Origin of the sequence: Pseudomonas sp. NA-150 (genome assembly GCF_044336365.1) — a bacterium.
Classification (GTDB): Bacteria; Pseudomonadota; Gammaproteobacteria; order Pseudomonadales; family Pseudomonadaceae; genus Aquipseudomonas.
This window is the reverse complement of record NZ_CP172305.1, coordinates 5,656,692-5,674,193: the sequence shown is the minus strand read 5'-3', so window position 1 is coordinate 5,674,193 and position 17,502 is coordinate 5,656,692. Positions and strand designations below refer to the sequence as shown.

The following is a 17,502-nucleotide window of genomic DNA, read 5'->3' as shown; positions in this document are numbered from 1 at the left end:
CGGACCCAATCGGGCTGGAGCATGTGTGTGCGTTACAGAATAATGTGTGTACGGGATACGCAAAATGCCTAACCGCAAGGAGCCTTTATGCTTGAACTCAGACCGAGCTGTGAACATTGCAACACCCCATTGCCTGCCGACAGTACTCAAGCACTGATTTGCTCCTTCGAGTGTACGTTTTGCGCGGAGTGTGTGAGTAAAGTATTGAATAACGTCTGCCCCAATTGCGGCGGAGGCTTCGCACCCCGCCCGATTCGCCCGTCCCGCGTCGACGTCGGCGGCAATACCCTGGCGGCCAATCCCATGAGTACCAGCGTCAAGCACCGACCGGTCGATCTACGCCGCCAGGCAAAGTTGGTGGCGACCATCGGCACCCTCGCGCCGGAACAGCGATGAACATGACGGCCGAGACCCAATTGCGCCGCAGTCGGCAACGCACACGCGACAGCCTCGCAAGAGAGGCCAACACCGAGTAAATAGAGGTACCTTATGCGCAAAACAATGACCGGCCGAAGCGTCTGGCCATGGCTGTCGGATTGAGCAGAGGTAAAGATGAGCAACGAATTTCCTACACGGGCCAGCTATCGCGCCCTGCGTGAACAATTCCTGGCGGCGGCAACCGCTGCTGGCGCGCAACTGACGGAATACCCGCATCCGCTTGCAGGACCGTTCGGCGAGCCATTGAGTACTGATGTCGCCGTGCTGGGCGATCTCGGCGCCAAACGCGTGCTGGTGGCCCTGAGCGGTACTCATGGGGTCGAGGGCTACTACGGGTCGAATTGCCAGCGCCAATGGCTTGAGGAATTCGGCAGGCGTCCGCTGCCCGCCGATACCGCCGTGGTGATGATCCATTTGATCAACCCGTGGGGTACCGCCTGGCTGCGCCGAGTCAATGAAGACAACATCGACCTGAACCGCAACCATCTGGACTTCAGCCGCCCATTGCCCGATAACCAAGCCTATGCGGCGCTGCACGATATTTATGCCTGCACTGAACTGCACGGCGCTGCACGCGAGCGCGCCGACGCACAGCTCAACGAACGAGTGGCGGCCCAGGGGTGGCCGACGGTGATGTCGATTGTCGAAGGTGGCCAACACAGCCACCCCGACGGCCTGTTCTACGGTGGTCTGGCACCGAGCTGGTCGAACAAAACCTTGCACGCGATCATTGAAAAACACCTATCCCAGGCCACAACCGCCCTGTGCTTCGACCTGCACACCGGCGCCGGTGCCTACGGCCATCCGATGCTGCTGACAGTGGCGCAACAGGCCTACCCGGCACTGCCCGACGCCCAAAAAATCTACGGACCGTGGCTCTACACCGTCCTCACCGGCGCGCAGACCCTGAGCAGCGACACCGGCATCGCAGCCACCGCCACCGGCTACACCTCGCAAGCACTGCTCGATGCCCTGCCGAACGTGCACCTGATTCCGCTGGTCATCGAATGCGGCACCTACCCGGGCGAAGACGTCCATCGTCATCTGCGGGATGATCAATGGCTGCACCTGCACGGTAACCCGCTGGACAGCGTTGGGCGCGAGATCAAGCTGGGACTGCTGGAGCAGTTTTATCCGGCGGACAGCGACTGGCAGGAGATGGTGTGGGTGCGGACGCGGCAGATTTGGCAGCGAGGGTTGGAGGCGTTGGCGCGGGTGGGTTGATTTGAAAGGCACACTCAGGCAAAACCGACATTGAGAAAGCCCTAGAGTGCTGGGGTGATTGCCAGCGGAGAACGTCATGAACCGATCGCGAAGTCACGATCAAAGTGTGATCTAGCAAGGTCAAAAGGCTCGGCAATTAGCCGGGCCAGGCGATGGTTTTCCATCGCCCATAAAAAAAGGGCCTACCTTTCGCTAAGCCCTTTTTAGTACTTGGTGGCTACACAGGGACTTGAACCCCGGACCCCAGCATTATGAATGCTATGCTCTAACCAACTGAGCTATGTAGCCAAGTGGCGCGCATTATTCGCGGAGAAGGGGTATGTGTCAAGCGTTGTTCGCAAAAATTTATGTATCTGATCAACCGCTTAGATTCTGACGCGCGCAATCCCCCGGTTTTCCTGTTCCTTTCTGCTTTTTTGATCTCGATCATCTGCCTGCCATCTTAATCTGACTAATGGGTGATGGCCTTCTGCCGGACGGCTATTTTGTGCGGTCCAATTCTTGCTTCACAAATCGAATATAAAACGGCGATCCGCGGTTTTTTTTGCATAGGCATCACCAGGGTCATAAGCCGTGGAAGGGTGCGAGATGAGGGGTTGGAGATGCAGTCTCTTTTGTCACCGGGAATTCGCCTGTTGGGGCGTTTTGGCTTTGCGCGCAAATTTCAGCTGCTGTTCTTGTTGTTCATGCTACCGCTGGTGGGCAGTCTGTGGATGATCGGGCAGGATTATCGGGACAAGTTTGCGCTGGTCTGGGGCGAGCGGGCCGGGGTGCACCAGTTATTGGCACTGGAAACGCTGGATGATTTGCTCGCCGCTCAGCGTGACCGGGCAGCGCGCTGGAAGGCTGCGGATATCCTGCATGAGCCGACTCCGGCTGCCCGTGAAGCCATGACTGCACTGGATGCCGCCAACCCCGGTATCGCTCAGGCGCTGACTGAAGTGGGGGCGGTGTTGCACGACGAAGGTGCGCAGGCCGATACCCTCAATCGTTACCAGACGCTACAAAAGGCGGCTACCGGGCTTGATACTGCGGCCTTGCGCACAGTGGGTTGGTGGCCGGACGGTTACGATCGTTTCACCGCCGCGTTGACCGCGCTGCAAAACCTGCGCGAGCAAATCGCTCTGGACAGTGGGTTGAACATCGACCCTTGGCGCGAAACCTATGTGTTGATGCAGATTTCGACGCAGCAGGCACCGGACCTGATCCAGCGCGTGGGTCAGTTGGCCAGCGTCGGGCAAACGTCGGTGGCGTCGGGGCAGTTCACCATGCAAAGCCGTTTGCAGATGCGCGACTTGCGTGGTCGTCTCGGCGAGGCACGGGAACAATTGAGCAAAACCGGTGCTTCTCTGCAGGCGAAATTGCCGCAGGGCATGCAGGCTTGGGCCGATCAGTACGGTAAGAGCCAGCAACGGCTGGACAACGAATTCAAAGTGCTGGACGACGGCTTGTTCGGTGGCAGCATCAGCCTCAAGACCGACGGATTTGAGCGCAGTGTCGATGGTTTGCTCACGGATCTTTCTGCGTTGCGTCGCCAGTCATTGACGTCGCTGGATGCGCGTCTGGGTTATTACCACGATCAAGCCATTCGCCAGTTGATCCCGGTGGCGCTGGTGTTTGGTTGCCTGTTGCTGGCGGCGCTTTATCTGTTCGTCTGTTTGCAGGCTTCGATTCGCCGCAGTGCCAGCGGTATCACCACCCTGGCTCAGTCGCTGCGTGACGGCAACCTGTGTGTTGAGGTGGCCGTAGAAGGGCGCGACGAGCTGGCTGCAATCAGCACTGCGCTGAACGTCGCGGTGGTGCAGTTGCGTAGCAGCTTGCGCGGTGTCGATCACGAGACCCTGCAACTGAGCGGGGCGGTGCAGACGCTCAATGCCCAATCCAATCGCACCCTGGATGAAGTCGAGGAGCAGCAACAGCAGATCAGCCAGATTGCGGCGGCGGCGACGCAGTTGGCCGCGACGTCCCAGGGCGTGGCGAAAAGTTGTGAAAATGCCTCGACCAGTGCGCGTAATACCCGACATGTGGCCGAGGCGAGCAGCCGTGACAGTCTCAGGACTACTGAGAGCATTAAGCAGCTCAATCTGCGCCTGACGGACACCGCCGCAGCACTGGGCCGTGTCAGCGAGCAAGGGCAGCAGATCCAGTCGGTGGTGGATGCGATTCGCGGCATTGCAGAGCAGACCAACTTGCTGGCGCTCAATGCTGCGATTGAGGCGGCGAGAGCGGGCGAGCAGGGCAGAGGCTTCGCCGTAGTGGCCGACGAGGTGCGCAGCCTGTCACAGCGTACACAGGCGTCCACAGCGCAGATCGCAGGGACGGTGGACAGCTTGCGCAACACGGTGAGCCAGGCGGTCGGTTTGATGGACGCGGCCTGTGGTCAGGCGGTGACGGACGCGGCGTCGGTCACTGAGCTGGGCTTGCGCCTTGGCGAGATCGCCACTGCCGTGCAAGGCGTGACCGACACCCTGGTGCAGATATCCACAGCCGTTGAAGAGCAGGCGGCGACGGCCGACGAAGTCAGCGGCAACATCCAGCAAGTGGATCAGGCGGCCGGTCGTTTGCTCGATGGCGCGCGGGCGGTGAATAAGGCAGCGGATACCTTGAGCAAGGGTAGCCGGGCGTTGAGCGATAACACGGCGCGCTTTCAGTTGGGGTGAGTTTGGCCTGTTCGCAGACAGTCTCTGGCGCCTGTTACACAGCCTATGCCAGCGAGTTGGCTCCCATAACAGGTATACCGCCTTCACAAGCGGGCTTGCAGGCGAAAGTGGTCTGTCAGTCACCTGGCATTTGGACACAACAGAAACGAAAAAGCCCCGAATAATCGGGGCTTTTTATTGGGCGTTTTACGACTTAAACGTTAAAGCGGAAGTGCATCACGTCGCCGTCTTTGACGATATATTCCTTGCCTTCCAGGCGCCATTTACCGGCTTCTTTGGTGCCGGCTTCGCCCTTGTACTGAATGAAGTCGTCATAGGCGATGACTTCGGCGCGGATGAAGCCTTTTTCGAAGTCGGTGTGGATCACGCCAGCGGCTTGTGGTGCGGTGGCACCGACGCGGACGGTCCAGGCGCGGACTTCTTCGACACCGGCGGTGAAGTAGGTCTGCAGGTGCAGCATTTCGTAGCCAGCGCGAATCACGCGATTCAGGCCTGGCTCTTCGAGGCCCAGGGCTTCGAGGAACATGTCTTTCTCTTCGCCGTCGTCGAGTTCGGCGATTTCAGCTTCGATCTTGTTGCACACCGGAACCACGATAGCGCCTTCTTCTTTGGCGATCGCGAGTACCACGTCCAGGTGCGGGTTGTTCTCGAAACCGTCTTCAGCGACGTTGGCGATGTACATGACCGGCTTGCTGGTCAGCAGGTGGAAGCCACGAATCACGGCTTTCTCATCGGCGCCCATCTTGGTCATCAGGCTGCGCGCAGGCTTGCCTTCGGTGAAGTGGGCGATGAGTTGTTCCAGCAGGCCCTTTTGGACGACTGCATCCTTGTCACCGCCTTTGGCGTTACGCGTGACTTTCTGCAGTTGCTTCTCGCAGCTGTCGAGGTCGGCGAAGATCAGTTCCAGGTCGATGATTTCGATGTCGCGTTTCGGGTCGACGCTGTTGGAAACGTGAATCACGTTCTCGTCTTCGAAGCAGCGGACCACGTGGGCGATAGCGTCGGTTTCGCGGATGTTGGCCAGGAACTTGTTGCCCAGACCTTCACCTTTCGACGCGCCTGCTACCAGGCCGGCGATGTCGACGAATTCCATGGTGGTCGGCAGGATGCGCTTTGGATTGACGATAGCCGCCAGGGCGTCCAGGCGTGAGTCTGGCATCGGCACGATACCGGTGTTTGGCTCGATGGTGCAGAAGGGAAAGTTCTCTGCCGCAATACCGGACTTGGTCAGGGCGTTGAACAGGGTGGACTTGCCGACGTTAGGTAGGCCGACGATGCCGCAATTGAATCCCATGGTGTTTCCCCTCGGAGTTAGTCAAGCCTTCTGGCTGTGCAAGGTTTTCATCGCGCGGTTCCATTCCCCGGCGAAGACATCCGGCAGCACGCCGAGGGCAAAATCGATACTGGCGTCCAGCATGTCCTGTTCGGCGCGTGGCGCTCGACCCAACACAAAACCGGAGACCTTGCTGGCGTCGCCTGGGTGGCCAATGCCAAGCCGCAAGCGATGAAAGGTATTCTGATTGCCGAGTTGCGCGATGATGTCGCGCAGCCCGTTATGACCGCCGTGGCCGCCGCCCTGTTTGAACTTGGCAACGCCCGGAGGCAGATCAAGTTCGTCGTGGGCCACCAGTATGGCGTCTACCGGGATGCGATAGAAACCCGCAAGCGCCGCGACGGCCTGGCCGCTGCGGTTCATATACGTGGTGGGGATCAACAGACGAACATCCTGACCCTGGTGACTGAAGCGCCCGGTCAGGCCAAAAAATTTGCGCTCGGCCACAAGATTGATGCGTTGTGCCGACGCGATACGCTCAACAAAAAGAGCCCCCGCGTTATGCCGGGTCTGTTCGTATTCGGCGCCTGGATTTCCCAGGCCAACGATCAGTTGTATGGCAGTCACGACAGGGGCTCTTCCTTGGAGTTGTGGATAACACCGCTTGGGGTAGCGGCAATGGTGGACGAAATGTGCTCATTTACCATGATGTAAACTCCGCGATTTCGCCCGCATTGCCTGACTATCGCTCGCGATGTTTCCTGAGCAACTCCAACGCTACCGAGTAATGAATTACTCAGCTGCGCCTTCAGTAGGTGCTACGCGTGGCGCGTGAACGTTGGCAACAGCCAGGTCGTTACCGTGAGCCAGTGCGACGAACTCAACGCCTTTAGGTGCTTTGAGGTCGGACAAGTGAACGATCGAACCGACTTCGGCGTTAGCCAGGTCGACTTCGATGAACTCAGGCAGATCTTTCGGCAGGCAAGACACTTCAACTTCAGCAACAACGTGCGAAATTTCGCCGCCTTTCTTCATCGGTGCTTCTTCGTTGATGAAGTGCACAGGTACGTGAGCGGTCAGTTTCTGACCAGCGATCACGCGTACGAAGTCAGCGTGCAGCACGTGGCCTTTAGCTGGGTGACGTTGCAGTGCCTTGATAACGACGTTCTGCTTGGTGCCGCCAACGTTCAGTTCGATAACGTGGCTGAAAGCAGCTTCGTTTTCGAGCAGTTTGGCAACTTCTTTAGCCAGCATGCTGATGGATTCAGGGGCTTTTTCGCCACCGTAAACTACAGCTGGAACCAGGCTTGCGAGACGACGCAGGCGGCGGCTCGCACCTTTCCCCAGGTCGGAACGCACTTCAGCATTCAGGGTAAAATCATTCATGTTGTTTCTCCAAAATAACCACATTCGCCCAGCGGTTGCGACCAGCGCTCAGGCGATATGGGCAAAAAAGCCCCGCACCAACTTATGGTTGGGGCGGGGCGCTTTTCGTCAACGGGATGCAGCCTAGGGCAGGGCCCTTAGCGGAACATCGCGCTGATCGATTCTTCGTTGCTGATGCGGCGGACCGCCTCGGCGACTACCGGTGCGATATCCAGTTGGCGGATACGCGCACAGGCTTGTGCTGCAGCGGACAACGGGATGGTGTTGGTCACCACCAGTTCGTCCAGCACGGAATTTTCAATGTTCTCGATAGCCCGACCCGACAGCACAGGGTGTGTGCAGTAGGCGAAGACCTTGGAAGCACCATGCTCTTTCAGGGCCTTGGCTGCGTGGCACAGAGTGCCGGCAGTATCGACCATGTCATCGACCAGAATACAGGTACGCCCTTCGACATCACCGATGATATGCATCACTTCAGAGTGATTGGCTTTCTCACGGCGCTTATCGATGATCCCGAGATCGACACCCAGGGATTTGGCAACAGCACGTGCACGCACGACGCCGCCGATATCCGGGGAAACAATCATCAGGTTTTCGAAGCGTTGATCTTCAATGTCATCCACCAGAACGGGGGAGCCGTAGATGTTATCTACTGGAATATCGAAGAAACCCTGGATTTGGTCAGCATGCAAATCAACCGTGAGAACACGATCGATCCCCACCACGGTGAGCATGTCAGCAACGACTTTCGCGCTGATAGCCACACGTGCGGAACGCGGACGGCGATCCTGACGGGCATAACCAAAGTATGGGATTACCGCCGTGATACGAGAAGCTGAAGAGCGGCGGAAGGCATCAGCCATCACAACCAGTTCCATCAGGTTATCGTTCGTTGGGGCACACGTCGGCTGGATAATGAAAACGTCTTTACCGCGAACGTTTTCGTTGATCTCAGCACTGATCTCGCCATCGGAAAATTTACCGACAGAGATATCACCTAGTGGGATATGTAGCTGACGAACTACGCGTCGAGCTAGATCGGGGTTAGCGTTCCCCGTAAAGACCATCATCTTGGACACGCGCAGTACCTGCCGGCTGAGGGTATACCTGGATGAGTATAAAAATGGCAGGGGCGGCTGGATTCGAACCAACGCATGGCAGGATCAAAACCTGCTGCCTTACCGCTTGGCGACGCCCCTGTAGTGATATAGCTGAGTGCCCAGCACTCAATTCCTATAACAGATCTTGTAACTCGCGATGCAACATCGAAACGTTGCTTCCCTTTGCTACAAACCCTGTGTGGGTCTCTGTAAGAAGGGCCGAGACTTTATCAGCTTCAGCTTTGTTTGGGAAGGCCCCAAACACACAACTTCCAGTTCCGGTTAATCTTGCTTCGGTATAATTACCTAACAATTTCAGGGCGTTATGTACAGCTGGATAACGCCTTGCTACAACCGGTAAGCAGTCATTTCGACTGTTTCCCTTGGGAACGGGGCGCACTTTAATGGGAGGAGTGTCACGTGTCAACAGCGGATCTGAAAAAATTTCTGCTGTACTTACAGACACTTGCGGCACAAGCACCAAATACCACGGTTCTTCGGGGTATTCGGGGGTCAAAATCTCCCCGACGCCCTCGGCGAAAGCCGCGTAGCCACGCACGAAAACCGGGACGTCGGCGCCCAGCGTAAGGCCCAGCGCGGCGAGGCGGTCTGCGTCCCAGCCGAGATTCCACAGGTGATTAAGGCCGAGCAGAGTGGTGGCCGCATCGGAACTGCCGCCACCGATTCCGCCGCCCATGGGTAAAACTTTTTTCAGCCAGATGTCGATGCCGAGGCGGCAAGCGGATTGATTCTGCAGGGCGCGAGCAGCCTTCACGATCAGGTTGCTGTCATGAGGAACGCCATCGATCTCGGTGTGCAGACGAATATCGCCGTCCTCGCGCACGGCAAAGCTCAGTTCGTCGCCGTAATCAAGGAACTGAAACAGCGTTTGCAGTTCGTGATAACCGTCGGGGCGGCGACCGAGAATGTGCAGCATCAAATTGAGTTTGGCGGGTGCAGGCAACGTCAGGCGATCGGCGCTCATGCTTATTGCCCCAGTTTGCGAGGTTGCCAGTCCTTGACCACCAGCGTGACGTCGAGGTCCTGACCGTGCAGCTTGATGCGCTCGGGCAGCCAGTAGCCGTTCTGCTGGGTATAACTCAAATATTCGACATGCCAGTCGTCTTGATCGAGGCTGGCGAGGCGGCTGTCACTGTCCAGGGTCAGGCTGCTTTTGCTGTCCGGAGCAGGCAGGCCGCGAACCCACCAAACAAGGTGTGATACCGGTAATTTCCAGCCCAATTGTGCTTTCAGCAGTTCTTCAGGGTTGCTCGCTTCGAAGCGACCCTGATTGGCGACTTCCAGCGAGACGGCGCCCGGACGCCCGGTCAGGCGGGCTGCGCCACGTCCCAGCGGGCCAGAAAGGCGAATGTCGTAATAGTCCTGGCGTTGCAGCCAAAACAGCGTGCCGCTGCCCGAGTCCTGTGGTGCGCGAATACCGACCTTGCCGTTGATCTGCCAGCCATCGAGGCTGCTCAGTTGGGTTTTATGTTCGCGCCACTTTGCGGGATCGCCCTGGCCCTGAAGGGCCTCGCGAGAGGTGAATCCGGCGCAACCGGCGAGCAGGGCAATCAGGCTGAAAACGATAACGTGGCGCAAAAACATAAAATTAAAGGGTCTCTGATCCGGTCAGGCGCCGCAGAGTGCTGCGCAGAATTGGGCTGTCAGGTTGTTGTTCCAGGGCTTTGCCCCAGACTTTGCGAGCTTCGCGCTGATTGCCTTTGGCCCACAGCACTTCGCCCAGGTGAGCAGCGACTTCGTGGTCCGGGAAACGCTCCAGCGCTTGTCGCAGCAGGCGTTCGGCTTCGTCGAGATTACCCAGGCGGTAGTTTACCCAACCCAGGCTGTCGAGGACGGCCGGGTCTTCCGGGTTCAGGCTATGGGCTTTTTCGATCAGATCCTTGGCTTCGGCGTAGCGTGTGGTCCGGTCTGAGAGGGTGTACCCCAGCGCGTTCAAGGCCATGGCATTGTTAGGCTCGCGCTTGAGGATTGCCCGCAGATCGATTTCCATCTGCGACAGGTCATCGCGTTTCTCTGCCAGCATGGCGCGGGTGTAGAGCAGGTTCAGGTCGTCAGGGTACTGCTTCAAGGCTTTGCCCAGCACGGTCCAGGCCTGATCGTTCTGCTTGTTGTTTTCCATGGTCTCGGCTTCGACCAGGTACAGCTGAATCGCATAATCAGGCTGTGCATCGCGGGCCGAGGCCAGCAGCTTCGAGGCGTCAGCGGTGCGGCCGTGGCTCATCAGGATATCGGCCTGACGCAACTGGGCTGGCAGGTAATCGCTGCCGGGGCCGACCTGAGCGTATTCGGTCAGGGCCTTTTGCGGGTCATTGCGTTCTTCGGCCACTCGACCAAGGTTCAGGTGTGCTGAATCAACGTGGCTGTCGCGGCTGATCAAGTCTTCCAGATAGCCAGAGGCTTCGTCCCAGGCTTTGTTTTCCAGGCACACCAGCGCCAACGAATACCGCAACTCGTCGTCGTCCGGGAATTGCTGGACCAGGCTGGAGAACTGTACTTTGGCGTCTTCCATGCGGTTTTGTTCGACCAGCATGCGCGCATAGGTCAGGCGCAGACGTTTGTCATCCGGGTACTTCTTGATGCTTTTTTCCAGCAGCGGCATCGCTTCTTTGCCGCGATTCATCCCTTGCAGGATGCGCGCGTGCAGCAGAATCGGCGCGATTTCACCATCGCTGGGTGGATTGTCTTCCAGCAGCTTCAAGGCGACATCAGTGTTGCCGTTTTGCTGCAGGAGCAGGGCTTTGCCGAAGATCAACTGGCCATTTTTCGGGTATTTGACCAGCAGGTTGTCAAAGCTTTTCAGCAAGCCATTGCGGGTGTCGGCATCGGTTTCGGCGGCAGAAAGCGCCAGAAAGTCGAAATGAGTATCACCCTGGCCTTGCAGGACTTTCTCCATGTAGACCATGGATTCGTCATAGCGCCCGGCGCGGGCCAGCTGGATCGCCGCAGCGCGCTGTGAGTCGGGGTTGGCCGGGTCGTTTTTTGACCAGATCAGCGAGGTGTCCAGCGCTGCCTGATCGGCGCCCAGGTACTCGGCGATGCGATAGGCGCGTTCGGAAACCCCGGGATCCTGGGTCTTGATCGCCTGGGTCACATAGTTGTCCAGCGCTACGTCGAAGCGATTGCGCTGTCCAGCCAGTTCCGCCGTCAGCAGGCTGACCACGGTGTCCGGGGTGAATGAGCTGTAGACCTGCGGCTTGGCGGCAGGTGCGGGAGTCGTCTCTGCCACCGGCTTTTTAGCGTCCGGTGAACCCGGAGCCATCATTTGGCAGCCATTCAGGAAGACGAAGGCGAGGAATAACGCGGAGGATCTATTCATATATGGGGAAAGGACAACTTTACCTGCGGTCGGATCATCATGACACAAGCCTAGTAGCAAACCCACAGGCCGTTCGAAAACTACTGGGCAGACGGGTGGAGCAATGGAAAACCGCCCTGTTCGCCGCTTTTCAGTGAACCCTTCTATAAGGACAATAGTCTACGGTGGTTGTTCTGAATCAGTCGAAGTAGGACAATTGCCGGCTTCACGTCACCATCAGCGACCTTGAATGGCCTTCCTTGCACTCGGTATCAACCACAAGACTGCGTCCGTAGACGTCCGCGAGCGCGTGGCCTTTACGCCTGAGCAGTTGGTTGAGGCCTTGCAGCAGCTCTGCCGTCTCACCGACAGCCGTGAAGCTGCGATCCTCTCGACCTGCAATCGCAGTGAGTTGTACATCGAACAGGATCACATCGGGGCCGAAACCATCCTGCGTTGGCTGGCCGATTATCATCATTTGAGCGTCGAAGAGCTGCGCGCGAGCGCTTATGTGCATGAAGATGATGCGGCAGTTCGTCACATGATGCGCGTCGCTTCCGGGCTCGACTCGCTGGTGTTGGGTGAGCCGCAGATTCTCGGCCAGATGAAGTCCGCCTACGCGGTCGCTCGCGAGGCAGGGACCATCGGCCCATTGCTCGGCCGTTTGTTTCAGGCCACCTTCAATGCCGCCAAACAAGTGCGCACCGACACAGCCATCGGCGAAAACCCGGTGTCCGTGGCGTTCGCGGCCGTGAGCCTGGCGAAACAGATCTTCAGCGACCTGCAGCGCAGTCAGGCGTTGTTAATCGGTGCCGGTGAAACCATCACCCTGGTTGCCCGCCATCTGCACGAACTGGGGGTGAAGCGCATCGTGGTCGCCAACCGGACCCTGGAGCGTGCCAGTATCCTGGCCGCCGAATTCGGTGCTCACGCGGTGTTGCTGTCGGACATCCCGGCGGAGCTGGTCAACAGCGATATCGTGATCAGCTCCACCGCCAGCCAATTGCCGATCCTGGGCAAAGGCGCGGTGGAAAGTGCGCTGAAGTTGCGCAAACACAAGCCGATTTTCATGGTCGATATCGCCGTTCCTCGTGATATCGAGCCCGAAGTCGGCGAGTTGGACGACGTTTACCTGTACACCGTCGATGACCTGCACGAAGTGGTCGCCGAAAACCTCAAGAGTCGCCAGGGCGCTGCGCAAGCGGCTGAAGAAATGGTGGCCGAGGGTGTTGACGAGTTTATGTTTCGCCTGCGCGAATTGGCGGCGGTGGACGTGCTCAAGGCGTATCGTCAACAAAGCGAGCGCTTGCGTGACGACGAATTGAGCAAGGCGCAACGCATGCTGGCCAACGGCAGCAGCGCTGAAGACGTGCTGGTGCAATTGGCGCGTGGTCTGACCAACAAAATGATGCACGCCCCAAGCGTGCAACTGAAAAAGCTGTCTGCCGAAGGCCGCCTCGATGCGCTGGCCATGGCCCAAGAACTTTTTGCCCTCGGTGAGGGCTCGACGGATAAACCCCCGCAATGAAAGCTTCACTGCTCAATAAGCTGGACATCCTCAACGATCGCTTCGAGGAACTGACAGCACTGCTTGGTGATGCTGAAGTCATTTCCGAGCAAACCAAATTTCGCGCCTATTCCCGCGAGTACGCCGAAGTCGAGCCGATCGTCGTCACCTACAACCAGCTGCTTAAAGTTCAGGGTGATCTTGACGGCGCGCAGGCGCTGCTCAAGGACAGCGACCCGGACATGCGTGAAATGGCTGTCGAGGAAGTCAAGGACGCCAAGGAACAACTGGTCGAGCTGGAAAGTCAGTTGCAGCGCATGCTGCTGCCCAAGGACCCGAACGACGGGCGCAACGTGTTCCTGGAAATCCGCGCCGGCACCGGTGGTGACGAAGCGGCTATTTTCTCCGGCGATCTGTTCCGCATGTATTCGCGTTACGCCGAGCGTCGTGGCTGGCGTCTGGAAATCCTCTCGGAAAACGAAGGCGAGCATGGTGGCTATAAAGAAGTCATCGCCCGCGTGGAAGGTGAGAACGTTTACGGCAAGCTGAAGTTCGAATCCGGTGCACACCGGGTTCAGCGCGTGCCGGAAACCGAATCCCAGGGTCGTATCCACACGTCTGCCTGCACCGTGGCGGTATTGCCTGAGCCCGACGAGCAGATGGCCATCGAAATCAATTCGGCGGACCTGCGGGTCGATACCTATCGTTCGTCCGGTGCCGGTGGTCAGCACGTCAACAAGACCGACTCAGCGATTCGCATCACGCACTTGCCGTCCGGCATCGTGGTCGAGTGCCAGGAAGAGCGCTCCCAGCACAAGAACCGCGCGCGGGCGATGTCGTGGTTGCAGGCCAAGCTGAACGATCAGCAAACCAGCGCCGCGGCTAACGCGATTGCCAGTGAGCGTAAATTGTTGGTCGGTTCGGGCGACCGCTCCGAGCGCATTCGCACCTACAACTTCCCGCAAGGGCGCGTGACCGACCATCGGGTCAACCTGACGTTGTATTCCCTCGATGAAGTTTTGGCGGGTGGAGTCGATGCAGTGATAGAACCGTTGCTAGCTGAATATCAAGCCGATCAACTTGCGGCATTGGGTGAGTAAATGACGATTATCGCCAGCTTGTTAAGAGGCGCCGAACTGCCGGATTCGCCGACCGCGCGTCTGGACGTGGAGTTATTGTTGTCGGCTGCGTTGGGCAAACCGCGCAGCTTTCTGCACACCTGGCCGGAGCGGATTGTCAGCACCGAGGCCGCGTTGACCTTCGAGGCTTACCTGCAACGCCGTCGTGATGGCGAGCCGGTGGCCTACATCCTCGGTCAGCAAGGCTTCTGGAAGCTCGACCTGGAAGTGGCGCCGCACACCTTGATTCCGCGTCCCGAAACCGAGCTGTTGGTGGAAGCCGCACTCGAACTGCTGCCCGCCACCCCGGCCAAGGTTCTTGACCTGGGCACCGGTACCGGCGCGATAGCGTTGGCCCTGGCCAGCGAGCGTCCGGCCTGGGCGGTTTGTGCGGTGGATCGGATTGCCGAAGCGGTGGCGTTGGCCGAGCGCAATCGCCAGCGTCTGCACCTGAACAACGTCAGCATTATCGAAAGCCACTGGTTTAGCGCGCTTGAAGGTCAGCGCTTCAATTTGATCATCAGCAACCCGCCGTATATCGCCTCGGCCGATCCGCATCTGGTGGCCGGCGATGTGCGTTTCGAACCGAGCAGCGCACTGGTGGCCGGCACCGACGGGCTGGATGACCTGCGGGTGATCATCGCCCAGGCGCCGCAGCACCTCGAGGCCGGTGGCTGGTTGCTGCTGGAGCACGGCTACGATCAGGCTGCCGCCGTGCGTGACCTGTTGCTCGCCCAAGGCTTTGAAGGCGTGCACAGCCGCGTCGATCTGGGTGATCACGAGCGCATTACGCTCGGCCATCTCCCGTGCTGAGCGACGATGAGCTGCTGCGTTATAGCCGACAGATTCTGTTACGGCAGATTGATATCGACGGTCAGTTGCGGCTGAAACAAAGCCGGGCGTTGATCGTCGGCCTTGGTGGTCTCGGTTCGCCTGTGGCGCTGTATCTGGCGGCGGCGGGCGTTGGTGAGTTGCATCTGGCCGACTTCGACACGGTGGACGTGACCAACCTGCAGCGGCAGATCATTCACGACAGCCACAGCGTCGGTCAGAGCAAAGTCGATTCTTCGATTGCGCGCCTCACGGCACTCAACCCGGACGTAAAGCTGATAGCTCATCGCAGTGCGCTGGACGCCGACAGTTTGGCGGCAGCGGTGGCGGCGGTGGATGTGGTGCTCGATTGCTCTGACAACTTCGGCACCCGCGAAGCGGTCAACGCCGCCTGTGTCGCTGCACGCAAACCGCTGGTCAGTGGCGCGGCGATTCGCCTGGAAGGGCAGTTGTCGGTGTTCGATCCGCGGCGCGCAGAAAGCCCGTGTTACCACTGCCTGTACGGGCACGGCAGCGAAGCGGAATTGACCTGTAGCGAAGCCGGTGTCGTCGGTCCTTTGGTGGGGCTGGTGGGCAGCCTGCAAGCACTGGAAGCCCTGAAGTTACTCGCGGGTTTTGGCGAGCCATTGGTGGGGCGTTTGATGTTGATCGATGCGTTGACCAGCCGTTTCCGTGAACTGAAGGTCAAACGCGATCCAGGGTGCAGTGTCTGCGGGGCCGCGCATGAGTAGACCGCATGAGTCGCAGTGACGCGCCGATTGGCGTCTTCGATTCCGGCGTAGGCGGCTTGTCGGTGCTGGGCGAGATTCGCAGCCTGTTGCCCAACGAGTCGCTGCTGTACGTGGCCGACTGCGGTCACATTCCCTACGGCGAGAAAACCCCTGAGTACATTCGCCAGCGTTGCGCGGTGATCGCCGAGTTTTTCCATCAGCAAGGCGCCAAAGCATTGGTGCTGGCGTGCAACACCGCGACGGTGGCAGCGGTCGCCGATTTGCGTGAGCGCTACCCGGACTGGCCTATCGTCGGTATGGAACCGGCGGTCAAACCCGCGGCGGCGGCCACCCGTAGCGGCAGGGTGGGCGTGCTGGCCACCACCGGCACCTTGCAGAGTGCAAAGTTCGCAGCATTGCTGGATCGTTTTGCGGTTGATGTCCAGGTTGTTACACAGCCGTGCCCAGGGCTGGTGGAACTGATTGAAACCGGCGACCTGACCAGCCCTGCCATTCGCCATTTGTTGCGCGGTTATGTCGAGCCGTTACTGGCTGCTGGCTGCGACACCATCATCCTCGGCTGTACCCACTATCCCTTCCTCAAGCCTTTGCTGCACGACATGGTGCCGGACTCGATCAGCTTGATCGACACCGGTGGTGCGGTTGCTCGGCAACTCCAGCGTTTACTCGCCCAATGTGATCTTTTGGGGGGCGGCCCTGCTCTAGATACACGGTTTTGGACCAGCGGCGACGTAGAAATCTTTCGAAACATTTTGCCATTACTCTGGCAAAAATCTGACAGTGTGCGATTCTTTGCACTGTAAGCATTGTGTCAAATCCGCAGGATTGAGAGGGAACCTTGCCTGAAACCGGATTTCTATAAAAAAGTCTGCTGAATTTCAATAATTTCTAAATCGGTTTAGGCAAATAAGGTGTTTCTAATGAGGCGACTGTTTTGTTTGGCTGCGCTTGCGGCCGCATTACTGGGGCAGAGTGTTGGTGCGCAAGCTGCAGGCATCGAGTTCTCTGCAGGGGAGACAGGAGAATCCACTCAGACTTACCGCTTGGGCGTGGTGTTTGACTGGGATAAAAGTTGGTTTCAGACTGACGTGGGGCGTTTGACGGGTAATTGGAACGCGGCATACACCTATTGGACTGGCGATAAGTCCTCAGGTAACAACAGCTTTTCGTTCTCTCCGGTATTTGTCTACGAATTCGGTAGTGGCAGCGTCAAGCCGTACCTGGAAGCCGGTATCGGCGGTGCACTGTTCACCAGCACCCGTGTAGAATCGCAAAACCTCAGTACGGCCTTCTTGTTCGAAGATCGTGTTGGCTTCGGCTTCCGTTTCGCCGGTGGGCATGAGATCGGCATTCGCGCGACTCACTATTCAAACGGCGGGATCAAAGAGCCGAACGCCGGTGTAGAAAGTTACGCGTTGCACTACACCATGCCGTTGGATTTCTAATACTGGAATGACAGCGACTCCTGTTGGAGCTGCCGCAGGCTGCGATAGACCCGTAGGGCCTTCAAGGTCGAAGGCGATCGCAGCCTTTGGCAGCTCCTTCAGGTAATGGTGTGACTTAGATATCAACGATACGCCGTCGCAATCCCCTGGCGTTCGTTCAAACAATCCGCTTCACCGGTCTCGAACTCGCGACAAATCAGCGGGCGCTTTTCATAGATGGTGCACATCATGGTGTTGCGATCCAACGCCGCGCACCAGCCATCGTCCAGCCGCAACATGACTTCGCCACCCCATTCGTCGGTATCGATATAGCGCTCGGGCACGCCGGTGTCGGTGATCAGCATCACTTCCAGTTGGCAGCAACAGGCGGCACAGGTCGAACAGGTGACAACCGATTCGGTAGGAATCTGTGTCACTGGGATATGGGAGTCGGTCATAGGCGCGCAGTGTATGCCGTTGTCGGCTGCCTGTGT

The 17,502-nt window shown here is 58.4% G+C and carries 17 protein-coding genes and 2 tRNA genes; 9 read left to right on the top strand and 10 right to left on the bottom strand.

Features of this window, described 5'->3' with window-relative positions; translation table 11 throughout:
* The first annotated feature begins 87 nt into the window (after nt 1-87).
* Entirely contained in the window at nt 88-396 is a 309-nt protein-coding gene (locus ACF0H7_RS26690) for a DUF1272 domain-containing protein (RefSeq protein ID WP_397449827.1), read from the top strand.
* Nucleotides 397-552: 156 nt separating this feature from the next.
* Complete coding sequence (locus ACF0H7_RS26685; protein WP_397449826.1) at nt 553-1,662, top strand: DUF2817 domain-containing protein; 1,110 nt, start codon at nt 553-555, stop codon at nt 1,660-1,662.
* Nucleotides 1,663-1,873: 211 nt separating this feature from the next.
* Here the strand turns inward: ACF0H7_RS26685 and ACF0H7_RS26680 are convergent.
* Nucleotides 1,874-1,950: transfer RNA gene (locus tag ACF0H7_RS26680), tRNA-Met, on the bottom strand.
* A gap of 173 nt (nt 1,951-2,123) precedes the next feature.
* Between ACF0H7_RS26680 and ACF0H7_RS26675 the strand changes: the two genes are divergently transcribed.
* Nucleotides 2,124-4,322, top strand: coding sequence for a methyl-accepting chemotaxis protein (locus ACF0H7_RS26675; RefSeq protein ID WP_397449825.1), 2,199 nt, complete (start codon nt 2,124-2,126; stop codon nt 4,320-4,322).
* A 193-nt stretch (nt 4,323-4,515) separates the two neighbouring features.
* On the opposite strand, the gene ychF is transcribed toward ACF0H7_RS26675, so the two are convergent.
* From ychF to ACF0H7_RS26635, 8 genes are all read right to left on the bottom strand, one after another.
* Nucleotides 4,516-5,616 (bottom strand): redox-regulated ATPase YchF, encoded by a 1,101-nt coding sequence (ychF, locus tag ACF0H7_RS26670; RefSeq protein ID WP_397449824.1) that lies wholly within the window; start codon nt 5,614-5,616, stop codon nt 4,516-4,518.
* Between the two features lie 21 nt (nt 5,617-5,637).
* Entirely contained in the window at nt 5,638-6,222 is a 585-nt protein-coding gene (gene pth / locus ACF0H7_RS26665) for an aminoacyl-tRNA hydrolase (protein WP_397449823.1), read from the bottom strand.
* Between the two features lie 165 nt (nt 6,223-6,387).
* On the bottom strand, nt 6,388-6,981 hold the full coding sequence (locus tag ACF0H7_RS26660) for a 50S ribosomal protein L25/general stress protein Ctc (RefSeq protein ID WP_397449822.1): 594 nt from the start codon (nt 6,979-6,981) through the stop codon (nt 6,388-6,390).
* Between the two features lie 137 nt (nt 6,982-7,118).
* Nucleotides 7,119-8,060, bottom strand: a complete 942-nt coding sequence (locus ACF0H7_RS26655) for a ribose-phosphate pyrophosphokinase (RefSeq protein ID WP_397449821.1) — start codon at nt 8,058-8,060, stop codon at nt 7,119-7,121.
* A gap of 45 nt (nt 8,061-8,105) precedes the next feature.
* Nucleotides 8,106-8,180 (bottom strand) — tRNA-Gln (locus ACF0H7_RS26650).
* A gap of 34 nt (nt 8,181-8,214) precedes the next feature.
* Entirely contained in the window at nt 8,215-9,066 is an 852-nt protein-coding gene (gene ispE / locus ACF0H7_RS26645; protein WP_397449820.1) for a 4-(cytidine 5'-diphospho)-2-C-methyl-D-erythritol kinase, read from the bottom strand.
* Nucleotides 9,067-9,068: 2 nt separating this feature from the next.
* On the bottom strand, nt 9,069-9,686 hold the full coding sequence (gene lolB, locus ACF0H7_RS26640) for a lipoprotein insertase outer membrane protein LolB (protein WP_397449819.1): 618 nt from the start codon (nt 9,684-9,686) through the stop codon (nt 9,069-9,071).
* 4 nt (nt 9,687-9,690) lie between these two features.
* Nucleotides 9,691-11,418 (bottom strand): tetratricopeptide repeat protein, encoded by a 1,728-nt coding sequence (locus ACF0H7_RS26635; RefSeq protein WP_397449818.1) that lies wholly within the window; start codon nt 11,416-11,418, stop codon nt 9,691-9,693.
* A 229-nt stretch (nt 11,419-11,647) separates the two neighbouring features.
* On the opposite strand from ACF0H7_RS26635, the gene hemA reads away from it, so the two are divergent.
* The 6 genes from hemA (at nt 11,648) to ACF0H7_RS26605 (ending at nt 17,029) form a co-directional block, all read left to right on the top strand.
* On the top strand, nt 11,648-12,925 hold the full coding sequence (hemA, locus tag ACF0H7_RS26630) for a glutamyl-tRNA reductase (RefSeq protein WP_397449817.1): 1,278 nt from the start codon (nt 11,648-11,650) through the stop codon (nt 12,923-12,925).
* Nucleotides 12,922-14,004 carry a peptide chain release factor 1 gene (prfA, locus tag ACF0H7_RS26625; RefSeq protein WP_397449816.1) on the top strand — a complete coding sequence of 361 codons (1,083 nt, stop codon included), beginning with the start codon at nt 12,922-12,924 and terminating at the stop codon, nt 14,002-14,004. Before hemA ends, prfA begins: the two co-directional genes overlap by 4 nt.
* Nucleotides 14,005-14,835, top strand: coding sequence for a peptide chain release factor N(5)-glutamine methyltransferase (gene prmC, locus ACF0H7_RS26620; RefSeq protein WP_397449815.1), 831 nt, complete (start codon nt 14,005-14,007; stop codon nt 14,833-14,835).
* Nucleotides 14,829-15,584: a molybdopterin-synthase adenylyltransferase MoeB gene (locus ACF0H7_RS26615; protein ID WP_397449814.1), complete on the top strand. Its 756-nt coding sequence runs from the start codon at nt 14,829-14,831 to the stop codon at nt 15,582-15,584. The genes prmC and ACF0H7_RS26615 overlap by 7 nt, the downstream gene beginning before the upstream one ends.
* 5 nt (nt 15,585-15,589) lie before the next feature.
* Nucleotides 15,590-16,387, top strand: coding sequence for a glutamate racemase (gene murI / locus ACF0H7_RS26610; protein ID WP_397449813.1), 798 nt, complete (start codon nt 15,590-15,592; stop codon nt 16,385-16,387).
* Nucleotides 16,388-16,504: 117 nt separating this feature from the next.
* Nucleotides 16,505-17,029, top strand: a complete 525-nt coding sequence (locus ACF0H7_RS26605) for an acyloxyacyl hydrolase (protein WP_397449812.1) — start codon at nt 16,505-16,507, stop codon at nt 17,027-17,029.
* A 122-nt stretch (nt 17,030-17,151) separates the two neighbouring features.
* Here the strand turns inward: ACF0H7_RS26605 and ACF0H7_RS26600 are convergent, their stop codons facing one another.
* Nucleotides 17,152-17,466 carry a YkgJ family cysteine cluster protein gene (locus ACF0H7_RS26600; RefSeq protein ID WP_397449811.1) on the bottom strand — a complete coding sequence of 105 codons (315 nt, stop codon included), beginning with the start codon at nt 17,464-17,466 and terminating at the stop codon, nt 17,152-17,154.
* Between the last annotated feature and the right edge of the window lie 36 nt (nt 17,467-17,502).